Origin of the sequence: Rahnella sp. AN3-3W3 (genome assembly GCF_003263545.1) — a bacterium.
Taxonomy (GTDB): domain Bacteria; phylum Pseudomonadota; class Gammaproteobacteria; order Enterobacterales; family Enterobacteriaceae; genus Rahnella; species Rahnella variigena.
This window is the reverse complement of record NZ_JYDG01000063.1, coordinates 98316-121177: the sequence shown is the minus strand read 5'-3', so window position 1 is coordinate 121177 and position 22862 is coordinate 98316. Positions and strand designations below refer to the sequence as shown.

The 22862-nt window shown below is 51.9% G+C and carries 25 protein-coding genes; 13 read left to right on the top strand and 12 right to left on the bottom strand.

The genetic code is table 11. The features are described 5' to 3' along the window. Window positions 1-10: 10 nt before the first annotated feature. Entirely contained in the window at window positions 11-517 is a 507-nt protein-coding gene (gene msrB / locus UC15_RS17565) for a peptide-methionine (R)-S-oxide reductase MsrB (protein ID WP_112289705.1), read from the bottom strand. 867 nt (window positions 518-1384) lie between these two features. Between msrB and UC15_RS17560 the strand changes: the two genes are divergently transcribed. After that, window positions 1385-1867 (top strand): Hcp family type VI secretion system effector, encoded by a 483-nt coding sequence (locus tag UC15_RS17560; RefSeq protein WP_112289744.1) that lies wholly within the window; start codon window positions 1385-1387, stop codon window positions 1865-1867. Window positions 1868-1886: 19 nt separating this feature from the next. Here the strand turns inward: UC15_RS17560 and UC15_RS17555 are convergent, their stop codons facing one another. Together UC15_RS17555 and UC15_RS17550 are read right to left on the bottom strand one after the other, a co-directional pair. Next, window positions 1887-2204 (bottom strand): DUF1493 family protein, encoded by a 318-nt coding sequence (locus UC15_RS17555; protein WP_112289703.1) that lies wholly within the window; start codon window positions 2202-2204, stop codon window positions 1887-1889. Continuing rightward, window positions 2204-2653, bottom strand: coding sequence for an STM2901 family protein (locus UC15_RS17550; RefSeq protein WP_112289701.1), 450 nt, complete (start codon window positions 2651-2653; stop codon window positions 2204-2206). The genes UC15_RS17555 and UC15_RS17550 overlap by 1 nt, the downstream gene beginning before the upstream one ends. 147 nt (window positions 2654-2800) lie before the next feature. Here UC15_RS17550 and UC15_RS17545 point away from each other — a divergent pair, with 147 nt between their 5' ends. Then, complete coding sequence (locus UC15_RS17545) at window positions 2801-3394, top strand: SOS response-associated peptidase family protein (RefSeq protein WP_112289699.1); 594 nt, start codon at window positions 2801-2803, stop codon at window positions 3392-3394. Between the two features lie 278 nt (window positions 3395-3672). Here UC15_RS17545 and UC15_RS17540 read toward each other — a convergent pair whose 3' ends face one another. From UC15_RS17540 to UC15_RS17525, 4 genes are all read right to left on the bottom strand, one after another. Next, window positions 3673-5226, bottom strand: a complete 1554-nt coding sequence (locus UC15_RS17540) for a peptide MFS transporter (RefSeq protein WP_112289698.1) — start codon at window positions 5224-5226, stop codon at window positions 3673-3675. 377 nt (window positions 5227-5603) lie between these two features. Next, a complete protein-coding gene (locus UC15_RS17535) occupies window positions 5604-5831 on the bottom strand; it encodes a non-oxidative hydroxyarylic acid decarboxylases subunit D (protein ID WP_112289696.1) in 228 nt (75 codons plus the stop codon). Window positions 5832-5860: 29 nt separating this feature from the next. After that, the gene (locus UC15_RS17530; RefSeq protein ID WP_112289695.1) at window positions 5861-7291 is read right to left on the bottom strand and encodes a non-oxidative hydroxyarylic acid decarboxylases subunit C; all 1431 of its coding nucleotides are present in this window, start codon (window positions 7289-7291) and stop codon (window positions 5861-5863) included. Between the two features lie 65 nt (window positions 7292-7356). Further along, a complete protein-coding gene (locus tag UC15_RS17525) occupies window positions 7357-7929 on the bottom strand; it encodes a non-oxidative hydroxyarylic acid decarboxylases subunit B (protein WP_112289693.1) in 573 nt (190 codons plus the stop codon). Between the two features lie 156 nt (window positions 7930-8085). Here UC15_RS17525 and UC15_RS17520 point away from each other — a divergent pair, with 156 nt between their 5' ends. Both UC15_RS17520 and idi read left to right on the top strand, forming a co-directional pair. After that, entirely contained in the window at window positions 8086-8505 is a 420-nt protein-coding gene (locus UC15_RS17520) for a MarR family winged helix-turn-helix transcriptional regulator (protein ID WP_112289692.1), read from the top strand. 25 nt (window positions 8506-8530) lie between these two features. Beyond that, window positions 8531-9064, top strand: coding sequence for an isopentenyl-diphosphate Delta-isomerase (gene idi, locus UC15_RS17515; protein ID WP_112289690.1), 534 nt, complete (start codon window positions 8531-8533; stop codon window positions 9062-9064). On the opposite strand, the gene UC15_RS17510 is transcribed toward idi, so the two are convergent. Both UC15_RS17510 and UC15_RS17505 read right to left on the bottom strand, forming a co-directional pair. After that, on the bottom strand, window positions 9017-9553 hold the full coding sequence (locus UC15_RS17510) for an AAA family ATPase (RefSeq protein WP_112289688.1): 537 nt from the start codon (window positions 9551-9553) through the stop codon (window positions 9017-9019). The two genes, idi and UC15_RS17510, sit on opposite strands and share 48 nt — an antisense overlap. Window positions 9554-9769: 216 nt before the next feature. Beyond that, complete coding sequence (locus UC15_RS17505) at window positions 9770-9994, bottom strand: hypothetical protein (protein WP_147412502.1); 225 nt, start codon at window positions 9992-9994, stop codon at window positions 9770-9772. Window positions 9995-10069: 75 nt separating this feature from the next. On the opposite strand from UC15_RS17505, the gene UC15_RS17500 reads away from it, so the two are divergent. Continuing rightward, window positions 10070-10327, top strand: a complete 258-nt coding sequence (locus tag UC15_RS17500) for a biofilm/acid-resistance regulator YmgB/AriR (protein WP_112289685.1) — start codon at window positions 10070-10072, stop codon at window positions 10325-10327. A gap of 70 nt (window positions 10328-10397) precedes the next feature. On the opposite strand, the gene UC15_RS17495 is transcribed toward UC15_RS17500, so the two are convergent. Next, the gene (locus UC15_RS17495; RefSeq protein ID WP_112289683.1) at window positions 10398-11255 is read right to left on the bottom strand and encodes an SDR family oxidoreductase; all 858 of its coding nucleotides are present in this window, start codon (window positions 11253-11255) and stop codon (window positions 10398-10400) included. Window positions 11256-11387: 132 nt separating this feature from the next. Here UC15_RS17495 and UC15_RS17490 point away from each other — a divergent pair, with 132 nt between their 5' ends. The 5 genes from UC15_RS17490 to UC15_RS17470 all read left to right on the top strand — a co-directional run bounded on the left by UC15_RS17490 (window position 11388) and on the right by UC15_RS17470 (window position 17717). Beyond that, window positions 11388-11804: a helix-turn-helix domain-containing protein gene (locus UC15_RS17490; protein ID WP_112289682.1), complete on the top strand. Its 417-nt coding sequence runs from the start codon at window positions 11388-11390 to the stop codon at window positions 11802-11804. Window positions 11805-11922: 118 nt separating this feature from the next. Beyond that, window positions 11923-12483 carry an antibiotic biosynthesis monooxygenase gene (locus tag UC15_RS17485; protein WP_112289680.1) on the top strand — a complete coding sequence of 187 codons (561 nt, stop codon included), beginning with the start codon at window positions 11923-11925 and terminating at the stop codon, window positions 12481-12483. Window positions 12484-12497: 14 nt separating this feature from the next. Next, the gene (locus UC15_RS17480) at window positions 12498-14369 is read left to right on the top strand and encodes an amidohydrolase (protein ID WP_112289678.1); all 1872 of its coding nucleotides are present in this window, start codon (window positions 12498-12500) and stop codon (window positions 14367-14369) included. Window positions 14370-15171: 802 nt separating this feature from the next. Further along, window positions 15172-16890 (top strand): ABC transporter permease subunit, encoded by a 1719-nt coding sequence (locus UC15_RS17475; RefSeq protein WP_112289677.1) that lies wholly within the window; start codon window positions 15172-15174, stop codon window positions 16888-16890. Window positions 16891-16925: 35 nt separating this feature from the next. Continuing rightward, a complete protein-coding gene (locus UC15_RS17470; protein WP_112289675.1) occupies window positions 16926-17717 on the top strand; it encodes an ABC transporter ATP-binding protein in 792 nt (263 codons plus the stop codon). 122 nt (window positions 17718-17839) lie between these two features. Here UC15_RS17470 and UC15_RS17465 read toward each other — a convergent pair whose 3' ends face one another. After that, complete coding sequence (locus tag UC15_RS17465) at window positions 17840-18853, bottom strand: NAD(P)-dependent alcohol dehydrogenase (RefSeq protein WP_112289673.1); 1014 nt, start codon at window positions 18851-18853, stop codon at window positions 17840-17842. Window positions 18854-19027: 174 nt separating this feature from the next. Here UC15_RS17465 and UC15_RS17460 point away from each other — a divergent pair, with 174 nt between their 5' ends. Beyond that, window positions 19028-19933, top strand: coding sequence for a LysR family transcriptional regulator (locus UC15_RS17460; protein ID WP_112289672.1), 906 nt, complete (start codon window positions 19028-19030; stop codon window positions 19931-19933). Between the two features lie 59 nt (window positions 19934-19992). Here the strand turns inward: UC15_RS17460 and UC15_RS17455 are convergent, their stop codons facing one another. Beyond that, entirely contained in the window at window positions 19993-20916 is a 924-nt protein-coding gene (locus UC15_RS17455; protein WP_112289670.1) for a LysR substrate-binding domain-containing protein, read from the bottom strand. Between the two features lie 143 nt (window positions 20917-21059). On the opposite strand from UC15_RS17455, the gene UC15_RS17450 reads away from it, so the two are divergent. Together UC15_RS17450 and UC15_RS17445 are read left to right on the top strand one after the other, a co-directional pair. Continuing rightward, entirely contained in the window at window positions 21060-21926 is an 867-nt protein-coding gene (locus tag UC15_RS17450; protein WP_112289669.1) for an SDR family NAD(P)-dependent oxidoreductase, read from the top strand. Then, a complete protein-coding gene (locus tag UC15_RS17445) occupies window positions 21923-22798 on the top strand; it encodes an SMP-30/gluconolactonase/LRE family protein (protein WP_112289667.1) in 876 nt (291 codons plus the stop codon). Before UC15_RS17450 ends, UC15_RS17445 begins: the two co-directional genes overlap by 4 nt. Window positions 22799-22862: the final 64 nt, after the last annotated feature.

Here is a 22862-nt window from a genome sequence, read left to right as displayed (position 1 = left end):
TCCTGACTGATTAAGCTTTGGGGGTGAACGTCATCGCCAGCCCGTTCATGCAATAACGCAGGCCGGTTGGCTGCGGACCGTCATCAAATACGTGTCCCAGATGCCCGCCGCAGCGGCGGCAATGCACCTCATCGCGCACCATGCCAAACGAGGTATCCCGGCTGGTCAGCGCGGCATTGGGTAACGGCTTCCAGAAACTCGGCCAGCCGGTATGGCTGTCGAATTTTGTGGCCGATGAAAAGAGAGGAAGATTGCAACCCGCACAGGCAAACTCGCCCAGCCGATGTTCGTTGTTCAGCGGGCTGGAATAAGGCCGTTCGGTGCCCGCCTCGCGCAAAATGTGGTACTGGTCATCGTTCAGCTTCTGATGCCATTGCTCATCGGTCAGGGTAAATTCAAACTTTTCGGCTTTCGCCTGGGCATCCGCTTTACGCGGGAAAAACGTCGGGAGCAGCCCCATCAGAGCGACCGCAGAAACCGCACTGCTGCCCAGCAGGAAATTGCGTCTGTTAATCATTTTTTGCCACCGTGCCGGTTGTTGTCGATGGCATCAGACTACAAGGGGAGGGGTTACGGAATCCTCGCGGAGAGTTAACAGTTTTGTGATAAATGGGGGGATGGCAGTTGCACTGCGGGGCTCGGGTAAAGGCTGGGATTAGGTAGTTTCGGTTTCTCACGTGCGGTGACTGCTCAGCAATTGCCGCCGAAACCGACCAAAGAGGGCTATGACGAGCCCTCTTTGGAATCTCCACGTCTTAAACTGCGCGCTATCGCTCGCTGGCTATGTTTCAGTCGCCGCAGCGACAGGCTGGAAATCTTGCCGCGTTGCGGTGCCTTCACTCGGTCCTGAAGCCTCTGGTCTTCAGGCCGCTCCGTTCAGCAAGCTTTCTGAATCGCCCGCAGCATTTTAAAAGATAAAAAAGTGAGGTTGTGAAGTATAAACCTGAGGCCGGTTCCAAAATCACGCCGGAGGAGAGGTGTAAAACCGCGCGGTAGTTTGCGCGGGTTGTAACCCGAACGGAGGGCACCGCGCAGCGGCGGGATTTTGCGGCTATCACTTCCCTCTCTTGGGCGGTTTCGGCGCAGCGCGTTAAGCAGTCACCGCACGTGAGAAACCGAAACTGTCACCTTACTATTTTTATAAAATCGCCTTAGCACTGGCATCCGCGCCACCGCGGATAAAGAAAAAATCAAGGCACAGCTTCTCGGTAAAAACTAATTTTCAGTTTTTAAAATATTTACTCGAAAGCCTATTAAGGGCCAGCATTCTTTCTGTCACCAATAATAAACTTCTGAAAATTCCATTTTTACAACTCAATTAATCGAATGCCAGAACACTGAGGCATAACGTTACGCCTCACTTTTGAAAATGGAATTCATGAAAATGGCTATACCAGCTTACTTATGGCTTAAAGACGACGGCGGCGCACTGATTAAAGGCGGTGTGGATGTTATCGGGCGGGAATACAGCATTGAGGTTAAGGGCTTTCATCACAACCTGATGACGCCAACCGATGACCGTACAGGGAAAATTACGGGTACACGTATTCATTCCCCTATGATGCTGATAAAAGATTTTGACTGTTCCAGCCCGTACATCTACAAAGCAGTGGCAACGGGTCAATGCCTTGCTTCGGCTGAAATCAAATGGTATCGGATCAATGATGCAGGCCAGGAAGTTGAGTATTTCAACATGCTGTTAGAAGGTGTGCGGATTGTCTCTATTTCCCCAGTAATGGGTCATTCAACCGATCCTAATGAAAACCATATGGAAACAGTAGAACTGCGCTACGAGAAGATTACGTGGAAGCATAACGATGGCAATATCATCTATGCTGATTCATGGGATGACCGCCAGACTGCATAAGAAAAGGGGCTGAGGCCCCTTAGTCATATAGCCAGCGACCTGCTTTTGCTGATTCGATAATCATGCCCAGCGTCAGCGTTTTAAATTGATGGTCTTGCCATTCCTTTTTGAGCTTAAACTGCCACCAATAAAACTCCGGCATGAAATAGTCATCTATGTTGAAATTGCTATGCTCAATGCCATATCGCGTGAACAAATCAAACAACATTTCTTCCAGCTCTTCCTGAAAGAAATTGAAGTGCTCCTCAAATGTCCAATCCTTTTGTGCCGGCTTATCACGTTGGCCATATGTATTGGTGACGTAATCTAAGAGCTCTTGCTCATCCGGTTTTAGCATTAGAAATATGCCCATGCTATACGATGCTCGGGCCTTGATATCAGGTTGTATTTTTCCCTGGTATCTTTCGCGACTAGGCTTACGATAATTATCGCCTGCGCGTAGCCAATAAAAGGCACCGCTCTACCCACTACTGCCCCTATTTTGCTTGTAACGCGAGTACGCCCCTTCACAATAGTTGAAAATTGGATCCCATATGGAAAGTGTGCGTTTTTAAATATTCTGCGAGCTAATTTTGACGCAATACTCGTGCGAGAAACCTTTGATCCCAGCACAACTCGTTTCTTAAGTATTGGTTGCCCGGCAAGAATCGTCGCCGCTGTTCCTACTGAAACACCAAGGTGGTCCGCCAAACTCTCAGCGAATATTAACCAAAATAGTTCTTCTTTAGATACGTTAGCATTCCCATGGTAGAAGTAAGTCCCGCCCAACTCTTCAGTAGTATCCATTCCCAATATCCTTTTGATTAGTAGGGCTTAAGAGTACTGCCGCTTTCATAAACAGGCAATATACCTTTTCCCCGGATAGCATCATTGCTCCGCTCGTCACTTTAAACACTATGTCTATACTTAAAACCTCAAGACGGAGGGGATTTTATGTGTGGACGCTTCACCCAATACGAACCCCGCTCGCATTACATCGAAGTTCTGGCGCCAGATAAAGAATTCGCCAGCGGCATTGATGACATCCCGATTGACCGCTATAAAGTCGCGCCCGGTACACGGGTTCTTCTGCTCAATCAGCGTGACGACAAAATCTATCTGGACCCCGTTAGCTGGGGATATCAACCTGGTTGGGCGAAGGAGTCAAAGCGGCCACCGATGATCAACGCCAGGGTAGAAACCGTGGCAACAAGCCGTATGTTTAAACCGCTGTTCGAGCATGGACGTGCATTAGTGATGGCTGATGGATGGTACGAATGGAAGAAAGACCGATCTGACTCGAAGATCAAACAGCCGTACTTCATCTACCACAAATCACATGTCCCGCTATTCTTGGCGGCCATAAGCCGGTATCACCCTGGCGCAGCCGGAACGCCGGAGGATGATGGCTTTGTAATCGTGACCGCTGCTAGTGATCATGGGCTGCTGGATATCCATGACCGTCGCCCGCTCGTTCTTGACCCCGTAAAGGCGCTGGAATGGCTGAATGGTGACACCCTATGGTTCGCCATATCCCCCAGACCGTAGCTGATTTTTTCTTTTACGGATAACTTCGCCGTCATTTTTCGTCCTGCCTTTTGTAGGGTTAAACACAAAAAAGTCAGTCCGTCCGTGGCCCGAGGACTTGTTATAGAATGGTTAAAAGGCAGTCACAATTGCGAGATGTTATAAATTTCTTATGTTTTTTGATTAATGTGATACCGGTAACATGGATATGATCAAAAAAAAATGAGGCAGTCCGAAGACCACCTCATTTCTGTTTACTGTACCGACCGGTTAAGGGTCGATAATCACATCACTGCCCGTCAGGCGTGAGTGACAGGTTTCTGTTCTGAACTGGCCTGTGCGTTTTCCAGCATTCTGCGTACCGGAATAATCAGCACGAACAATACTGCGGCACAGATAAGCAACGCGATGGAACAACGCGCAAAGAGATCAGGCAGCATATCCAGCTGATCGGCTTTCACGTGACCACCAATAAGGCCCGCCGCCAGGTTACCCAGCGCACTGGCACAGAACCACAGCCCCATCATCTGACCGCGCATTCTCTCCGGTGCCAGCAATGTCATGGTCGCAAGCCCTATCGGGCTCAGGCAGAGTTCGCCGAGCGTCAACATCAGAATACTGCCCACCAGCCAGAATGGTGAAACACCTGCGCCGCCGCTGTTCAGCACGTTCTGCGCCGCCAGCATCATCAGGCCAAAGCCTGCCGCTGCGCACAAAATACCGATGATGAACTTGGTGATGCTGCTCGGACGGATGTTTTTACGCGCCATCATTGGCCACGCCCAGCTAAATACCGGTGCCAGCAGGATGATAAACAATGCATTGACAGACTGGAACCAGACCGCCGGGATTTCGAAATCGCCGATCATGCGGTTGGTGTAGTCATTTGCAAACAGGTTGAAAGAGGTCGGTTTTTGCTCGAACGCAGACCAGAAGAACGCAGCGGAAACCAGCAGGATAAAGCAGACCAGCAGTCTGGCGCGCTCTTTGCGGTTAAGTCCGGCGAACAGGAACAGGTAGATAAAGTACAGGGCGACGGATGCCGCAATCACATACACCAGCACGCTGGCGACAGCGACCGGATTGATGACAATCACGCCCTGCGCAATCAGCGTTACAACGACAGCCACACCAACGGCCAGCGCCAATAACCAGGCACCCACACCGTTTTTCTTAGCGACAGGATTGTTCCAGGTGGAATCCAGACCGACTTCGCTGTCATAGCGTTTCATTGCCGGTACGGCATAAACGCGGAAGATAATCAGCGCCACCAGCATACCGATACCACCGATACCAAAGCCCCAGTGCCAGCCATGCGATTTTATCAGCCAGCCGGAAATCAGCGGTGCAATAAACGACCCCATGTTGATGCCCATATAGAACAGCGAGAAACCGCCGTCACGGCGTGCATCGCCCTTCTTATACAGCGTGCCTACCATGACCGAGATACAGGTCTTGAACAGGCCGGAACCCAGCACGATAAACATCAGGCCGATGAAGAACAGGTTGTCGCCCATAAAAGCCGACAAGGCAATCGACAGGTGACCCAGCGCAATCAGGATTGAGCCGTACCAGACTGCACGTTGTTGCCCAAGCCAGTTATCTGCCAGCCATCCGCCCGGCAACGCCGCCAGATACATACAGCCCGCAAAGATACCGACGATGGCCGATGCATTTTCACGCGCCAGTCCCATGCCGCCGTCATACACCGTCGCTGCCATAAACAGGATCAGTAAAGGACGGATACCGTAAAACGAGAACCGCTCCCACATTTCTGTGAAGAACAGAGAACCCAGCGGATAAGGATGACCGAAGAACGTCCGGCTCTCGTTTTTGTGATCAGAGGAATGCATAAACTCTCCAAAAGGTGTGTCGTAGTGTTTGTAAAATCTCAATGCCTGGCGGTTATCATTTCGCCGCTCTTTAACATTCAGAAATTATTATTTGCCATTCGAAACTAGTTTTGTCTGGCGAGAACTGCAGAACTTTTAGAGGAAAAGTCGACAACTGTCTACCTTTACAGAGTTTATGTTGGCAAAAATGTGGGACTATTCAGGAGAAAAAAGAAGGGAGTTTTCAGGGAAATCGATTTTTAACTGCTTGATTTCAGGAATTTTCTTAGAGATCCCCGAAACTGTTTTTACGCGAAAAGTTTATGTTCAGATGAATTTCCGTAGAAACGGCTTCTGAAGCTTCTCCTCCCTATTTTCAGAGGGAGGAGAAAGTCACCTTACTCCGCCAGAAGTGGCGGGATCGACGGCACCATCGGCGCATTGTCGATATCTGCCTGCGTCATCTTAAACGCCTCGGGATAATGTTCGCGGCTGGTGCGACGCAGAGGTTCAGTAGAACGCCAGGTGTACAAACAACGCTGGCACTGATGCACGGTCCAGACACCTTTCACCGGAGACACGGCCATCAGTTCGATATGCTCATCGGCACAACGTGGACAAATCATAATCACTCCTTACTATCTTTAATGAATGTTCAGGCTTTGCGCCCGTCCAGCATAGAATTGAGTTTGGCGACCCAGTCTTTGGTTTCTGGTAAATCGCGTACCGGCTGGCTGTAATGACCGCGGTTATCCGGCGCGACCGGCGTGGTGGCATCAATAATCAGTTTGTCAGTGATCCCCGCCGGCGATGACCCCGGATCCAATTCCAGCACGGACATATTCGGCAGCTGAACCAGGTCGCCCGCCGGATTCACCTTGGCGGAAAGCGCCCACATCACCTGCGGCAGGTTAAACGGATCCACATCCTCATCGACCATAATCACCATTTTCACGTACCCCAGACCGTGCGGCGTGGTCATTGCGCGCAGCCCCACGGCACGGGCAAAACCACCGTAACGTTTTTTAGTGGAGATAATCGCCAGCAGACCGTGGGTGTACATAGCGTTAACCGCCTGCACTTCCGGGAATTCGGCTTTGAGTTGCTGATACAACGGCACGCAGGTGGCCGGCCCCATCAGATAGTCGATTTCGGTCCATGGCATGCCGAGATAGAGGGACTCAAAAATGGGATTGTTGCGGTAAGAGACTTTATCGATACGCACCACGGTCATATTGCGGCCACCGGAATAGTGCCCGGTGAATTCGCCGAACGGCCCTTCGATTTCGCGTTTACGCCCTTCAATCACCCCCTCGAGGATCACTTCTGAACCCCATGGCACGTCAAAACCAGTCAGCGGTGCCGTCGCGATCGGATACGGCGCCTGACGCAATGCGCCCGCCATTTCATATTCCGACTGGTCATATTTCAGCGGTGTTGCGCCCATCAGCGTAATGATCGGGTCATTACCCAATGTGATGACTATCGGTAAATCTTCGCCGCGTTCTTCCGCTTTATGTAAGTGCAGCGCAATGTCATGCATTGGCACCGGTTGCAGCCCGAGCTTACGTTTACCCTTCACTTCCATACGATAAATGCCGACATTCTGTTTATCGAAGCTGTCCGGGTCGGTCGGATCGCGGGACACCACGCAGGCTTTATCGAGATAGAAACCACCGTCGCCGTCGTTCAAACGGAACAGCGGCAGAATGTCGAACAGGTTGATGTCTTCACCGTCGACGGTATTTTCTGCCCACGCCGGATTTTCACGACGTTCGGGTGTGATCGGAAACGTATCCCAGCGGCGGATATATTCGGCAATCTGTTCGTTGGTCGACGTGGAAGGCGGCAACCCCATGGCAATGGCATGATTGGGCCATGACCCCAGCGTATTTAAGGCGATACGCGCGTCGGTAAACCCTTCCACATTGTCAAAATACAGCGCAGGTGCGCCCTCGCCGATACGGCCTGTGGCATTCGCCGCCGCGGCCAGATCCGGCTCCGCTTTCACCTGCTCGGTGATTTTCAGCAGTTGTCCGTTCTCATCCAGTGCGCGCATAAAACTGCGCAGATCATCAAAAGCCATCTCGATTCTCCTGTACTTGGTACGTAGTAGATTTAACACGTTTTAGAAACTAATTAGTGACACTGTCACTTTGTTGCCGTTAACCCGGCCCAACGCTTAGCCCGATGATATTCAAGGCCAAACTGGTCAAGCACGCGGGTCACAATGTGATCGGTCACGTCCTGAATGGTTTCAGGATGGTTGTAGTAAGCCGGCATCGGCGGCACGATTGCGGCCCCCATGCGGGAAAGTGCGAGCAGGTTTTCAAGGTGAATGGTGCTGAGAGGGGTTTCACGCGGAACCAGCACCAGTTTGCGGTTTTCTTTGAGCACCACATCTGCCGCGCGCCCGACCAGCCCTTCGGCATATCCGGCGCGGATCCCCGCCAGCGTTTTCATGCTGCACGGGATGATGATCATGCCGTCCGTTTTGAAAGAGCCGGAAGAAATCGTGGCTCCCTGATCGGCGCAGTTGTGCGTGAAGTCCGCCATGGCACTCACCTCGCGTGCGGTGTAAGGCGTTTCAAGTTCAATCGTGGTTTTCGCCCATTTCGACATCACCAGATGTGTTTCCACACCGTCCATATCCCGCAACGCCTGCAACAGCGTTACCGCCAGCGGGGCGCCCGTCGCGCCCGTCATCCCTACAATCAGTTTCATTCCAGCCTCACACAGATCATGATCCCGAACATTTTGTTCGTATACGAATGATTTTTACCTTATACTCCTTTTCAAATCACCGCAATGGTCTGTCGCATTCATTCCTCATAGGTTGCTAAAATAGCCGGAGACCTATAAGAACAGCGGAAACCGATGATGAGCACACAATTGAGACAGGAAGCCTTTCACATAATGCGTAAGGTATTCCAGCAGCACACCGCGCGCTGGCAGCAATGCATCCCGGAACTGACCAAACCGCAGTACGCCGTGTTGCGCTCGATTGCTGAAAATCCGGGAATTGAACAGGTACAACTGACCGGTGTGGCGATCAGCAGTAAGGCTACCCTGGCAGAAATGTTGTCGCGGCTGGAATCACGCGGGCTGTTAGTGCGTCAGGCCGATCCGGCAGATAAGCGCCGGCGTTTTATCACGCTGACCGCAGAGGGAAAAGCCGTTCTGGCGAATACTCAACCTGTCGGTGAGCAGGTGGATACTGAGTTTTTGGCAAGATTATCTCCTGACGATCAGCGGCATCTGGTGCGTTTACTTAAGCAAATGCTGGAAACAGAAGACTGAAAGTTGAGGAGTCACGGGAGTTTTTATGATTGAAGAAGTCGTGTTGCTGGATGGACAACATCAGCCATCGGGAACCATGGACAAAGCGCTGGTGCATTCCGGACATACTCCGCTGCATCTGGCGTTTTCCTGTTACATCCGCAATGACCGTGGCGAGATTTTGCTGACGCGCCGTGCGCTGGGCAAAGTCGCGTGGCCGGGAGTCTGGACGAATTCCGTGTGCGGGCATCCGCTGCCCGGCGAGTCCCTGCAGGCGGCGGTTCTGCGCCGTTGTCAGTATGAAATCGGATTATCCGTGGAAAACATCACCCCGCTGGTGGATGAATTTCAGTATTACGCCACCGATGCTTCCGGCATTGTCGAAAATGAATTCTGCCCGATTTTTACCGCCTTCACCGGCCAGACACCGGCACCGCGCGAGTCTGAAGTGATGGATTATCAGTGGGTGAAACCAGAAGATTTGCTGAGCAGCGTGCGCACGACGCCGTGGGCCTTCAGCCCGTGGATGGTGTTACAACTGGGTCAGATCACTGAGAAAAACCTCAGTCTGCTGGGGTGAGCGTAGACGCACAAACCGGACATGCTGCCATGCGGGGTCACGGAGTAACGCCTCATACTGGCGGCGGTTTTTCCTGTAAGTTTTCAGCGTCCACAGAATTATCGACTCCCGGCTGAAAAAGCTTTTGCGAAACGTCTCGTAGTTGCCTGTCCCCGCCCAGATTTCCTGCCCGCCCCACGCACGCGTAGCCGCCCTTTTAACTGCCTGAAACAGCGTGCGCCCGAACGAATAATCCACCCAGACGATCACATCAATATTTCGCCATTTGACGGGTTGCGAGCGTTTGTAATTGCCGTCGATGACCCAGCTTTCGCTGGCTGCCATTTTCTCTTCAAGGCGGGCAAAGAATTGTTCGTCAGGCGTACCCTGCCAGTCAGGCCGCCAGAACAGCGCATCCAGTTCAATATAGGGAATATTCAGTTTCTGAGAAATGCCACGTGCAAGCGTTGATTTGCCGCTGCCGCTGGTGCCTATGACGTTAACTTTCACCGCAAGACTCCTGATCTGCTGTTGCAGAATTCGCCGGATGGCGAAAAAAAGGGCGGTTATTCTGCCGCACAGGCGGACTGTTGTACAGATGCAATAGACAACCGCAGAAGTCACCTTATTTACCATTACATATGAAACTAACGCGTACTGCGAATGTAACCGCTTTAAATGAAATTGAGCATTTCGTGCTTTTTAAAACATTGCTAGCAACAATATTTAAGATTTTTCGCATCCATACCTGTACAAAATTGCAATCATTGTATAACTTTCTTGTACCCCTGCTTCATCATTAGTCCGTCTTTTACGGGCAGTTTCAGCCTGGCCTTTGGAAGAAAAAATTGGATTTCCCTTCTTCCAAAGGTTTTTTTCATGGCTGATTTTATTTTTGTACAAAATAATCACGGGATGAACAGGGAAGGCAATTGTGAAGAAACGCTTCACAATATTCTCTTTTCTGACTGGCAATAGGCACTTTTCCGGCGATGATAATTCGCAGAAAAGTTTGAGGAGGTCTACATGCAACTCGAAGCAGAACAAACAGTTACAGAAATCAGTGATTATTTCAAAACCCGTGAAACACCAACATTAAGCGAAGTCGAGATCCTCGGCACCATCGTTTCAGGGCTGTTAAACAACGGCTATCCGGTAAGCAATAAAGCGATTATTGAAGGGCTGCTGCGCCAGCTGGAGCAGGAGTCTAACGTCAGCAACCAGCAGGGTTGCCGTAATTTGCTGGAGCTGGTTTTGCTCTCCACGCAAGATGACATAATTTAACAAATACACCGGCCTGTTAAGTAACAGTGCTAGCAGGCCGGTGTTCACTTCTTTCTGAAGCTTTAGCGTATCACAGCGGTTTCAGTGTCGCAGCGATCACGTCTTTCACCGGCGTCGTTGGACGACCAATCAGTTTGCTCAGTGTATGAGAATCATCAAACAGACCACCCTTCTCTGCGCCCGCGTCAGAATCTGCCAGCATATACGCCAGACCTTCCGGTAAACCGGCGCCCAGTAAGGCTTTAGCAAATTCTGCTTCCGGCAGATTCACGTAATCCACTTTTTTGCCGGACTGATGCGCGATTTCCGCCGAGAATTCAGCCAGCGTGTAGGATTCGTCGCCCGCCAGTTCGTAGATTTTCCCGCTCTGATCCTCAAGCACCAGAACGGCAGCCGCCGCTTCGGCATAATCCTGACGGGCAGCAGAAGAAATCCGCCCTTCTCCGACAGAACCTATAAAGGCGTTATGCGCCAAAGCCGGTGCAATGCTCGCGGCATAGTTTTCCGTATACCAGCCGTTACGCAGCAGGACAAAAGGAATGCCGGATTCACTTAACGCTTTTTCGGTCGCGCGGTGTTCCACGCCCAGTCCGAGCGGAGATTTATCCGCGTGCAGCAGGCTGGTATAAGCCAGAAGTTTCACGCCCGCACGTTTAGCCGCCGCGATCACCGCGTTGTGCTGCGCTTCGCGCTGACCGACTTCGCTTGAGGAAATCAGCAGCAGTTTCTCTGCGCCTTTAAACGCTGAATCCAGCGTTTCCGGCTTGCTGTAATCCGCCTGGCGAACCTGAACGCCTAAATCCGTCAGATCTTTGGCTTTCTCAGGGCTGCGCACTGCGGCAATAATTTGATTAGCGGGCACTTTTTTCAGAAGCGCGGCAATAACAAGGCGGCCTAACTGGCCGGTAGCACCGGTAACTGCGATCATATTTATTCTCCTGAAGGTTTCGACACAAAATTCATATTGTGGGTTTATGTTCTGCAAGACGCGAAATTCGTCGCCGTGAAGACATGCTATGCGATACACTTACTTTTCGTAAGTACGCACCAAAAGGTAAGTATGAAAATAATTCCGTCAGACCCGGCTGAGGCACGCCTGCCGCTGTCAGAACAAATTCGTCAGGGGAAAGTCCTCGACCCGAATTGTCCATCACGCGAAATTCTGCGCCACGTCACCAGCCGCTGGGGTTTACTGATCCTGATCGCCCTGTGCGACGAAACGCTGCGCTTTAGTGAACTGCGCCGCAAAGTCGGGGGTATCAGCGAAAAGATGCTGGCGCAAACGTTACAGACCTTAGAAGAAGATGGCTTTGTCGACCGGCATTCGTTTCCGGTGGTGCCGCCGCATGTTGAGTATAGCCTCTCGCCTCTGGGGCTTGAGATGAAAGACCAGGTTGCCGGGCTGGCCGACTGGCTGGAATTCAATCTGCATCGCATTCTCAGGCAGCGCGAACTGCGCGTGGTCGGGGAAGAATAACCCTCAAAAAATCTTAACAAGAACGCAAAAATTCTCACCTATCATTGTTTCAACCCGCCGACTAACATCATTTCATTGATTCGATAAATGCTTTTATTTAAATCAGCTGAGGTGATGTATGTCCCAGTCCCACAAGCAACACGTTACGCTCGTCATTACGCACAAAATTGCCCCCGCCAGCGAGGCACAATACGAAGCCTGGCTGAACAAAATCATGCCGCAGGCGAGCACGTTCCCGGGACATCTGGGCGTCAACGTCATCCGTCCAAGCCGCAGCGGGGATCCGTACACCATTCTGGTGCGCTTCGACACGCTGGAAAATCTCAACGCCTGGCACAACTCTGAACTGCGTAAACAGCTGGTGGCAGAAGTCAGTCCGCTGCTGTTGCAGGACGACAGCACCGAAGTGCGTCCCGGCGCGGAATTCTGGTTTACCCCGCCGAGTGCGACGGTTCGTCCCCCTGCCCGCTGGAAACAATACCTGCTTACCTTGCTGGTGATTTACCCTTCGACCCACATTGTGCCCTGGTTTTGGGGGCAATTTTTGCCGCAGCTTAAAGGCACGGAAGGCGGTCATTTACTCAATGACGCCTCTGTGGTTGCGCTGGTGGTTTTCCTCTGGATGCCAGTGATTACCCGAGTTTTCCATTCATGGCTGACGCGCACTTCCGCGCAATGACAGGAGCTTTTCCAATGACACGTTTTGCTTCCCTGATCCTGATTAATGGCAAATTTCATACCGTTGACCGGGAGAAACCCCTGGCGAACGCCGTGGCGATTAAAGACGGCAAATTTCTTGCTGTCGGCACTGAAAATGAAGTGATGCAGTTCGCGGATGCGTCTACTCAGGTGGTGGATCTGCACGGTCACACGGCGATCCCCGGTCTGAACGATTCCCACCTACATCTCATCCGTGGCGGGCTGAACTACAATCTGGAACTGCGCTGGGAAGGCGTGCCTTCTCTGGCCGATGCGCTGCGGATGCTGAAAGAACAGGCACTGCGCACGCCCTCACCGCAATGGGTACGCGTGGTCGGTGGCTGGACGGAATTTCAGTTCGCCGAACGCCGGATGCCGACGCTGGAAGAGATCAATCAGGCAGCACCCGACACGCCGGTATTTATCCTGCATTTATACGACCGCGCCCTGCTCAACCGCGCCGCACTGAAGGTCGTCGGTTACACCAAAGACACGCCGAATCCGCCTGGCGGAGAAATTCAGCGCGACAGCAACGGCAATCCGACCGGTATGTTAATTGCCAAACCGAATGCGATGATCCTCTATTCGACGCTGGCGAAGGGCCCGAAACTGCCACTTGAGCAGCAGGTGAATTCTACACGCCAGTTTATGCGCGAACTGAATCGCCTCGGCCTGACCAGTGCGATTGATGCGGGTGGCGGCTTCCAGAATTATCCTGAGGATTATCAGATCATTGATGAACTTCATCAGAAAGATCAGCTGACCGTGCGCATCGCTTACAACCTGTTTACCCAGCGGCCGCAGCATGAGCTGGAAGATTTCGAGCTGTGGACCGATATGCTGAAACCGGGTCAAGGCACAGATTTCTACCGTCACAACGGCGCGGGCGAGATGCTGGTGTTTTCCGCCGCTGACTTTGAAGACTTCCTGCAACCGCGTCCGGATTTACCGCCAGGCACCGAAGTTGAGCTGGAACGCGTGGTGCGTCATCTGGTGGAGCACCGCTGGCCGTTCCGTCTGCACGCCACTTACGATGAGTCGATCAGCCGTATGCTCGATGTCTTCGAAAAGGTGAATAACGACATTCCGTTCAACGGCCTGCACTGGTTCTTTGACCATGCGGAAACCATTACCGAGCGCAATATCGAACGCGTAAAAGCGCTCGGTGGCGGCATTGCCGTTCAGCATCGTATGGCGTTTCAGGGGGAATATTTCGCTGACCGTTACGGCATCGAGGCCACCAGACACACGCCGCCGGTGGCGAAAATGCTCTCTGCCGGTCTGCCGGTCGGGCTGGGCACTGACGCCACGCGCGTTGCCAGTTACAACCCGTGGACAGCGCTGTACTGGCTGGTTTCCGGCCGCACCGTCGGCGGCATGGCAATGTACGATGACGATGCGCGCATCGACCGCGAAACCGCGCTGATGCTGTGGACGCAGGGCAGTTCCTGGTTCTCCAGCGAGCAGGGCAAAAAGGGGCAGATCAAAGCCGGACAGCTGGCGGATCTGGCGGTGCTTTCGGAGGATTTTTTCAGTGTGCAGGAAGAACGTATCAAGGGCATTGAATCGGTGATGACCGTCGTGGACGGCAAAGTGGTGTACGCGGCAGGCAGTTTCTCACCGCTCGCCCCGCCTGCAATCCCGGTCTTACCGGACTGGTCGCCAGTCACCAACGTGCCTGGCCATTACCGCTCTGCCCCGCCAGAAGGTGCCGCGCGCGTCGGGCTGGTACGTCAGGCACATCAGTGCGCCGGGCCTTGTGGCGTGCATAAACACAGCCATGACATCGCCCGCGGATCCGATGTCCCGGTGTCCAACGACAACGCCTTCTGGGGCGCGCTGGGATGTTCGTGTTTCTCGTTCTGATCATGCGTGACTGACAAAAAATTAGCGCCCGATATGATGTCGGGCGCTGTCACTACGCTTCAGTAGCACTGCACATAATATTAATAATGTCTTTCGATAAACAATCAGGCTCTGTTACGTCTTGCTCACGAAACGGGGTTATTCTTTTCGGATATCCTGCCCGATTAACACCCCCAGAGAAAGTCGCCTCAATTGTGTGTATATATACGTTCTGTTTAATATTGCCCTGATAGTATCCGCCTGCAATTAATAATAAATCTAAAGAGGACGTGTATGTTAAACGATGAACCCCCGTCGGGTATCCCGACCAACATCTGATTATCCTCAGCACCTGTCAGTGTCTGTAAGGATAATCAGAACCACAAGCCCGATAAATTAAGGGCGAAGATTATCTTTATTTCGATGCTGTTATATCGAGGTGCTCTATGCTGTTACAAAAATTTGTTTTTCCACTGATGTTGAAGACTACACATTCTTCATCTTTCAGCGATACGCTTGCCAATAAAAGCATTACGGCCCCAACTGCCAGGGCGCCGCGGTCCTTTCCTTTCGTTCAGACCCTGAAGCAATACTTCTCAACCCATTATCAGCGTGCGATTAAATCGCAAATAGACAGTCTTCTCCCCTGAGAGGGCGAGGTTCATTACGGTATCGACGTCTTACACTGTTACCGTGATGAACATTATTCTAAATTGAATACGGCGTATAAATAACTCCATTTATCCGGAGGGATTAATTACGCCCTATTCTCTCTGCTTATCGGTTTTAATCGATATAAAAATTCCCACTGAGAATTAACGTTATGCAGAAGAACACCCCAGTGATGAGCCGGAATAAATTCGGCCTGAATGATCTGATTATCATCTCAATATTGTGTCTGTTAGCAGGATTACTGATTTATGGCTGGCAAGGTATGCACTCGCCTTTTGACGGGAGCACGCTACCGCCAGTCACACAAGACTATAAAGACTTACCTTATTACGCATTACGCACCACCATGCGCCTGCTGTTTGGGTTAGCGTTCTCACTCATTTTCACCATCGTATTTGGTGTGCTGGCAGCAAAATATGCTGCGATGCGTCGCATTATTTTGCCTTTTGTGAACTTTATGGAGTCCGTTCCTCTTCTGGGATTCCTGACCTTTACCACTGCTTTCTTCCTGGGGCTGTATCCGCACAGTGTTATGGGGCTTGAGGGGCTCGCCATCTTTGCCGTATTTACCGGACAGGCGTGGAATATGATGCTGACGATGTATCAGACTTTACGCGTGGTGCCGAACGAACTTACCGAAGTCTCCTGCGCGTTTCAATGCAACCCGTGGCAACGGTTCTGGCGGCTGGGATTTCTCTACTCATTCCCCGGTTTGCTGTGGAATACCATGGTGTCTCAGTCGGCGGCATGGTTTGCGCTGATTGCCTCCGAGATGCTGACTATCGGCAACAATAACGTCAATCTGCCCGGTGTCGGATCGTTTCTGGGTCAGGCCATTGATGCCGGAAGCATCCACGGTGTGCTCTGGGGCGTACTGGCTCTCGTCATCACCATCGTGCTGTTTGACCAGTTACTTTTCCGCCCGTTAGTGCGCTTTGCCAGCCAGTTTAAATATGAAGATACCTCTTATGCTGAACGGCCAACCTCCTGGTTTTACAGCTGTTTGCAGCGGTCATTCACCGGGCAGCTGCTGGGAAAACTGGGCAGCCGCTTCTGCCAGTTCTGGCTGTTCACATTGCCTAAGGCGTGGTACCTGCTGGGGCTGAGTCGTCTGTTTAATTTCCTCGGATTACTCAACTGGCTATGGGCGAGTCTGTGGTATCTGGCGATTGCCGTCGCCTGCTTGTACTACGGCAATATTTTATGGGGTTATCTGCCCTTCCAGTATCTGTCAAAGCTTCCTGAATGGATGGGACTGACGGCGGCGCGGGTAATCATCGCCATGCTGCTAAGCATTGTTATCTTTACGCCGCTTGGCGTATGGATCGGCCTGCGTCCGCGACTGGTGCGTATTTTCCAGCCCGTGATTCAGATCATGGCAGCCATTCCGTCTAACGTTTTCTATCCGATTGTCACCGTCATTTTGATCACCTGGCATCAAAGTCTGAATGCCTGGACAATCCCGATGATCATGCTGGGTACGCAGTGGTACGTGTTGTTTAACGTGATTGCCGGGGCATCTGTTATCCCTAGTCAGATGGTGGATGTGAGCCGGGTCTTTGGCGTGAAAGGCTGGATGTGGTGGAGCAAGTATATTTTGCCCGCCATTTTCCCGTACATCGTGACAGGCATTATTTCTGCCGCCGGCGGAGCCTGGAACGCTGCCATTGCTGCCGAAGTACTGAACTGGGGCGACGTCACTCTCAAAACCAACGGACTGGGCGCATTCATTTCCACCACCACCGAGGCCGGGCAAAACCCTGAGGCTGCACTGGGCTGCATTGCCATGTGCTTTATGGTTGCCCTTTGCGTGATATTCATCTGGCAGCCACTTTATCGTTTTGCAGAAACCCGGTTTAAATTTGACTAACTCGCTTATAAATAAAGTTAAAAAGAGATAATGACATGAAAAATACCCGTACTGTTTTAGAAATTAAAAATGTGTCGAAGTCCTTTCAGAAGGACCAAAAACATACGCAATGCGTTCTGGATAACATCAATCTGGAGGTCAGCGAAAATGAAATTGTTGCCTTGCTCGGACGATCTGGCTCAGGGAAATCCACCTTACTGCGCATGATTGCCGGGCTGGTTGACAGCAGCTTCGGTTCCATCGTGTGTAATGATCAACCCGTCACCGGCCCTTGCCCGGATACCAGTATGGTCTTCCAGACATTTGCGCTTTTCCCATGGTTAACCGTGTTTGGTAATGTCTCCTTTGGCCTGCAGGCGCTAGGTTTACCCGCCAGTGAGGTGAACCGCAGGACGGTAGATATGATCGACCTGATCGGTCTTTCAGGTTATGCGGACGCCTATCCAAAAGAGTTATCCGGCGGGATGCGCCAGAGGATTGGTTTTGCACGCGCTCTGGCGGTTGAACCTCAGCTGTTGTTGCTCGATGAACCTTTCTCCGCGCTCGACATTTATACCGGCCATAAGCTGCGTCAGGATCTGCTGGAGCTGTGGGAGAAGCACTACATTAAAACCAAGTCGATGATTCTGGTGACGCATGATATTGAAGAGGCCGTGATGCTGTGCGATCGTGTTCTCTTATTGACGGGTTCACCCGGTACCATCACGGATGAATTTAAAATCGATATTCCGCGCAAGACCCGTACACAGGAAAATACCAAAGTTTGGGTCGATACAATCAGTGATACGTTGAATCACAAGATTGCGCTAACGGCGACGCAGCTTTGAAACCGCTGTTGATCCTCTAGTTTTTTCACCTTCAGACTCATCATGCTGATATGACCCCTGTTCCTTATTATCCGGGGACAGAGGGTCATACCACGTTGTGTGCAAAGCGTAATTCCTGGCGATCAGTCACCGATCTTAATAACAATTTTACCAAATGCGCCACGGGAGAGGTGTCTGAACGCTTCGATCGCGTCACTAAAGCTGTACACCTGTTCAATGACCGGCCTGATATTATGTTCAGTGAGGAAAGGATTCATGCGATCAAAGGATGAACGCGGTGCAACAGCAATACCGCGTATCGTCGTCTGCCGGAAAATCAAAGGCATCAGATCAAGCTGTGAGGTCTGTCCGGTGAGAAAACCGACCTGAGCAATCGTCCCGGCCACTTTAGTGGCGGCAACCGACTGATTAACCCCGTTACCCCCGGCAACTTCCACCGTAATATCGGCGCCTTTACCCCCGGTCAGTTCAAGCACTTTGTTCTCCCAGTCAGGCGTATTTTTATAATTGATCCCCTCATCTGCGCCCAGCGCCTTGATCCGCTCAAGATTGGCGTCATTGCTTGACGTGGCGATGACTTTCGCACCGTACGCATGTGCAATCTGCGCAGCAAAAACAGATACCCCACCGGTACCTTGCACCAAAACCGTCTGGTCGGGCTGAAGATGACCGATGTCCATCAGCGAATACCAGGCGGTCAGCGCGGCGATAGGTAATGTTGACGCTTCCTCATCAGTCATGTTGTCCGGAGCTCTGACGGCACTGTCTTCGTGAATAATCATATATTCAGCCAGTCCTCCCGGCAGCGGCATACCCATACACCAGGCGGGTTCATCTGCTGCCGGTTCGCCATCCAGCCAGCGCGAATAGAGATGTGAATTGACACGTTCGCCGGTGCGAAAACGTGTGACCCCCTCGCCCACGGCCACAATGGTTCCCGCCGCATCAGAGACAGGTATAAGAGGTTTGGGAACCAGATGAGGCTCATAAAAGCCTTCAACAATCGCTTTATCACGAAAATTCAGGGAGACCGCACCTACTTTAACCAGAAGTTCACCTGGCCCCGGCTTCGGTGTTTCGACCTCTTCGAGGTGCAAATTTTCGAGACCAAAATCTTTCAATAACCATGCTTTCATTTCGTTGCGTCCACTTTGTCTGCATAAGATAAAGCCATGTTAGAGCGCAAAAGAGAGGGGAAAAAGTCACTGCAAAGGATTTCAGTGTTATTGCAGGGGAAACAATTCGGGTAAGGTACATCCCGCATTCCTGGTCATTGATAGGTAGAATTTGCCGGAAGAGGAGAAAAAACGATGCGCACTAATATGCTTGAGTTAATGAGTATTTTTGTTCAGGTTGTCGAACTGGGCAGTTTCACCAAAGCCGCAGATGCCTTGCAATTACATCGTCCTGCTGTCAGTAAATCCATTCAACACCTTGAAGACGATTTAGGGATAAAACTTCTCCACCGCACCACGCGCAGCCTGAGTATGACGGCGGAAGGAGAAGAAATTTATCAACGCGCAAAAGGTCTTTTAAGCGACGTCAACGACATGATGGCGGTTTTTTCTCCCAGCCAGCCGCCGCGCGGGCGCTTGCGCATCGATGCTCCGCTTGCCCTGACACACGCAATCCTTATTCCTTCTTTAAGTGAGTTCCAAACTCTTTATCCGCAAATTGACATTGTACTCACCGCATCCGATCGCCTGACTGATCTGATTTCAGAAGGTGTTGACTGCGTTATTCGTCTGGGGGAGTTAGCCGATTCCGGTTTCAGCGCGCGCCGTGTGGGCAGCGTCAGTATGACCACCTGTGCTGCGCCGTCATATCTGGATAAGTACGGTATTCCGCTGACGCCGGATGAGCTTGTGCATCATAAAGCGGTCAATTTTTTCAGTGAACACAGCCGTGAAGTGATGGACTGGAAGTATATGATGAACGGAGAAATTATTTCACGGCGACCGGGGAGTAATATGTTGGTTAACAATTCCGATGTACTTCTTTCCTGCGGGCTGGAAGGGCTGGGTTTAGTGCATGCATTACGGACAGCGCTGGAACCTCACATTCAGTCCGGCAGGCTGAAGGAAGTGCTCACGGATTACGCGGCTGTCACAAAACCTGTGTCTGTTCTGTATCCCGATCGCCGCTACCTGCCGTCGAAAGTCCGCGTTTTTATCGACTGGTTCTGCGAGGTCTTCGCAAGAAAGTATCAGGAATAACAGTGACACCGTCACTCAGAATTCATTTTGTGGTATTCAAACCTATTACCCTGCAACTCTCAGACTGCCGGTTTCGCAACCCTCTCCTGCTTCGCTTGCGCGCAATTCAGGAAAGCCCTCGCGCAAGCAGACAGGTGACGATGGCCGAGAACCAGCTCAAATTCGGGCTCAATACCCGATAAGGGATGATAGCTGATTTGATCCTGGCGAAAGCCACTCATACTTTGTGGCACGACGGACACCCCGCCCCCGACAGACACCAGTGACAGCACAGCGTGCATCCCGTGCGCTTCCTGAGTAATCGTCGGCACAAAACCTGCATTGGCACACAGGCGGATCACCTGCAGATGAAAGCTTCGCCCTTCTGCCATTGGCCACAAAATAAAAGGCTCTGCGGCCAGATCGGCGAGCGTAAGATTTGTCCGCTGGCTCAGGGGATGATCTACAGGCATCGCTATACAGAGACGGTCCTGGTCAAAGCGGGTCTTCACGACGTCTTCCGCGTTTTCAAGTGGAGGGATCAGTATTCCGATATCCAGCATTTCATCGCGTAAAGCAGCAATCTGAGAAGCCGTTGTCGCTTCACGCAGTTCAAGACGCACCTGCGGATGGCTTGCCCTGAATTCGCGGATCACATCAGGCAGGCGACCATACAGCGCGCTTCCGACATAGCCCAGCCTTAAAACTCCTGTTCGTCCCTCAGCCACATCAACCGTTGAAATAAGGGTTTTTTCGGCCTGTCGGAGTGTTTCACGTGCCTCACGTACAAACGTCGCTCCTGCTGGCGTCAGGCCAAGTACGCGGTTACCGCGCTCAATCAGCGTGACGCCTAAATCCTCTTCCAGTTTTCTTATCGCATGGGTCAGCGGCGGCTGAGACATATTCAGGCGCAGTGCAGCACGATGAAAATGCAATTCCTCCGCGACGGCGATGAATTGCTCCATCATCCTTAAAGTGACGCGTGCCTGCTTTTCTGTCGCCATGTCCGGCTCTCCCTGTGTTCAATGCGTTTGCTGACTGCCGATACAATTAAAGTATCACAGAGCCTCATAGTCAGTATTTTATCTATCGAAAGCGTGACTTTATGCTCTGTTCCCAATGAAAGCGTGTTAACGGGAGAAATGAGATGGTGACGTTTAAAAATCAGGTCGTACTTATCACCGGCGCAGCTCGCGGGCTGGGTCTGGCATATGCCCGGTGTATCGGTCAGCTTGGCGCAACAGTTCTGATACAGGATATCGGTGCCAACCCAGAGGGTGAAGGCACCGATCCGCTGGTCGCAGAGCGCGCGGCAGATATGTTGCGCTCAGAAGGTCTGGACGTACGGGTTATCACGGGAGACCTTGGCACACGTGAGGGCTGCCATACGCTGTGCGCAGACGCACTGCGTGTTGCCGCGCGGCTGGATGCCGTGATCCATAATGCGGGCTGGGTGGCTTACGAAAAAATCGGGATGATAGAAGAACGTTCTTTTGACCGCATGATGACTGTCACGGCTAAGGCGCCTCTCTGGCTTGCCCAGGCGGCCTGGCCCGCGATGAAAGCGGCGGGCTATGGGCGCATCGTAATGACCACTTCTTGCCGCGCGCTTTATCCGCAATATGTGCATCAGGGACTCGCCTCTTACGCGGCAGCCAAAATGGCGGTGGCTGGCCTCGTGAATGTTCTGGCGGAAGAAGGCAAACGTGACGGCATTATCGTGAATGCTGTTTCCCCCGTCGCCAAAACACGTATGTGGGGTGCAGAAGAAGAACCTGATGAACTTCTGCCATCGGCGGTGGCTCCGGGCGTGGCATACCTTGCCAGCGCACAATGTACCGAGGGTGGGTGGATCCTGCGTGCTGCGAACGGGCAATTCCATGCGACCAAAGCGGCGGAGGCCGCGGGTGTAGATTACCCCCGAAATCTTCAGGCTGTTCAGGCATCCACGGCTCTGGAGGTTGCACAAAACTGGGCGTCGATCGCGATTACCGCCGTGGAGCCACGCTCGTGAATGGCGTATCCGTGATATTTGCAGGCCAGGCAATACTGGGGGAATCTCCTGTCTGGAGCCGTTCAAGAGCCAGACTCTTATGGGTCGATACCATGGGGGCCTCTCTGAACTTTTTCGATCCCGCTACAGGCAGAAATTTCAGCCAACCGATGCCCGCTCCGCTCGGTTTTGTCGCAGAAAAAAGCTCGGGTGAGTTACTCCTCGGTGTAGGTTGTCATGTTGAGCAAATTGACGCAGCAGGAAACCGACGGCGAATTGCCACCGCGCCACACGCACAAGGAGGCTTTCGGCTTAATGATGCGTGTATGGACAGCGCAGACCGCCTGTGGGTCGGGCTGATAGATGAAGATCTGAAGAACGGGACAGGTTATCTGTATCGTCTGGATCCTGATGGTCGCTGGCACACCCTGGATTCGGGTTTCACACTTATCAATGGGATGCGGTTCAGCCGTGACGGCAAAATACTCTATGTGACGGATTCCCGGCGTGGAGAAATTTATCGCTATGAGTGCGACCCGACATCAGGCAACCTCAGCCATCGGCGCGTCGTTATCAGTATTGATCCCGGCAAAGGTAAGCCAGACGGACTGATCGTCGATCAGAATGGATTTCTGCTCAGTACGCTCTTCGATGGCGCGGCCATCGCGCGGATATCTCCGGAAGGAGAAATTGCCCAGTTGATCCTCCTTCCCGTTCAGCGGCCGACAAGCTGTGCGTTTGGTCATAATGAACAATCACTGTATGTCACCTCGGCACGGCTTGGGCTTTCGGAAAGGCTGTTAAAACACATGCCATTTGCAGGAGCACTTCTGAAAATTGACTACCAACGCGCAATACAACAACAGGCGATACAGGGGAAGAACCTGCGGTAAATCCATCACAGGCTGATGCGAGTGACATCATATAACACCAATTAAACAAGTAAATGCTTGTTTA

Excerpts from the sequence above, each read along its gene's own strand:
- msrB (WP_112289705.1), bottom strand. The coding sequence starts at position 517 with ATGATTAACAGACGCAATTTCCTGCTGGGCAGCAGTGCGGTTTCTGCG.
- UC15_RS17560 (WP_112289744.1), top strand. The coding sequence starts at position 1,385 with ATGGCTATACCAGCTTACTTATGGCTTAAAGACGACGGCGGCGCACTG.
- UC15_RS17555 (WP_112289703.1), bottom strand. The coding sequence starts at position 2,204 with ATGCTAAAACCGGATGAGCAAGAGCTCTTAGATTACGTCACCAATACA.
- UC15_RS17550 (WP_112289701.1), bottom strand. The coding sequence starts at position 2,653 with ATGGATACTACTGAAGAGTTGGGCGGGACTTACTTCTACCATGGGAAT.
- UC15_RS17545 (WP_112289699.1), top strand. The coding sequence starts at position 2,801 with ATGTGTGGACGCTTCACCCAATACGAACCCCGCTCGCATTACATCGAA.
- UC15_RS17540 (WP_112289698.1), bottom strand. The coding sequence starts at position 5,226 with ATGCATTCCTCTGATCACAAAAACGAGAGCCGGACGTTCTTCGGTCAT.
- UC15_RS17535 (WP_112289696.1), bottom strand. The coding sequence starts at position 5,831 with ATGATTTGTCCACGTTGTGCCGATGAGCATATCGAACTGATGGCCGTG.
- UC15_RS17530 (WP_112289695.1), bottom strand. The coding sequence starts at position 7,291 with ATGGCTTTTGATGATCTGCGCAGTTTTATGCGCGCACTGGATGAGAAC.
- UC15_RS17525 (WP_112289693.1), bottom strand. The coding sequence starts at position 7,929 with ATGAAACTGATTGTAGGGATGACGGGCGCGACGGGCGCCCCGCTGGCG.
- UC15_RS17520 (WP_112289692.1), top strand. The coding sequence starts at position 8,086 with ATGAGCACACAATTGAGACAGGAAGCCTTTCACATAATGCGTAAGGTA.
- idi (WP_112289690.1), top strand. The coding sequence starts at position 8,531 with ATGATTGAAGAAGTCGTGTTGCTGGATGGACAACATCAGCCATCGGGA.
- UC15_RS17500 (WP_112289685.1), top strand. The coding sequence starts at position 10,070 with ATGCAACTCGAAGCAGAACAAACAGTTACAGAAATCAGTGATTATTTC.
- UC15_RS17495 (WP_112289683.1), bottom strand. The coding sequence starts at position 11,255 with ATGATCGCAGTTACCGGTGCTACCGGCCAGTTAGGCCGCCTTGTTATT.
- UC15_RS17490 (WP_112289682.1), top strand. The coding sequence starts at position 11,388 with ATGAAAATAATTCCGTCAGACCCGGCTGAGGCACGCCTGCCGCTGTCA.
- UC15_RS17485 (WP_112289680.1), top strand. The coding sequence starts at position 11,923 with ATGTCCCAGTCCCACAAGCAACACGTTACGCTCGTCATTACGCACAAA.
- UC15_RS17480 (WP_112289678.1), top strand. The coding sequence starts at position 12,498 with ATGACACGTTTTGCTTCCCTGATCCTGATTAATGGCAAATTTCATACC.
- UC15_RS17475 (WP_112289677.1), top strand. The coding sequence starts at position 15,172 with ATGCAGAAGAACACCCCAGTGATGAGCCGGAATAAATTCGGCCTGAAT.
- UC15_RS17470 (WP_112289675.1), top strand. The coding sequence starts at position 16,926 with ATGAAAAATACCCGTACTGTTTTAGAAATTAAAAATGTGTCGAAGTCC.
- UC15_RS17465 (WP_112289673.1), bottom strand. The coding sequence starts at position 18,853 with ATGAAAGCATGGTTATTGAAAGATTTTGGTCTCGAAAATTTGCACCTC.
- UC15_RS17460 (WP_112289672.1), top strand. The coding sequence starts at position 19,028 with ATGCGCACTAATATGCTTGAGTTAATGAGTATTTTTGTTCAGGTTGTC.
- UC15_RS17455 (WP_112289670.1), bottom strand. The coding sequence starts at position 20,916 with ATGGCGACAGAAAAGCAGGCACGCGTCACTTTAAGGATGATGGAGCAA.
- UC15_RS17450 (WP_112289669.1), top strand. The coding sequence starts at position 21,060 with ATGGTGACGTTTAAAAATCAGGTCGTACTTATCACCGGCGCAGCTCGC.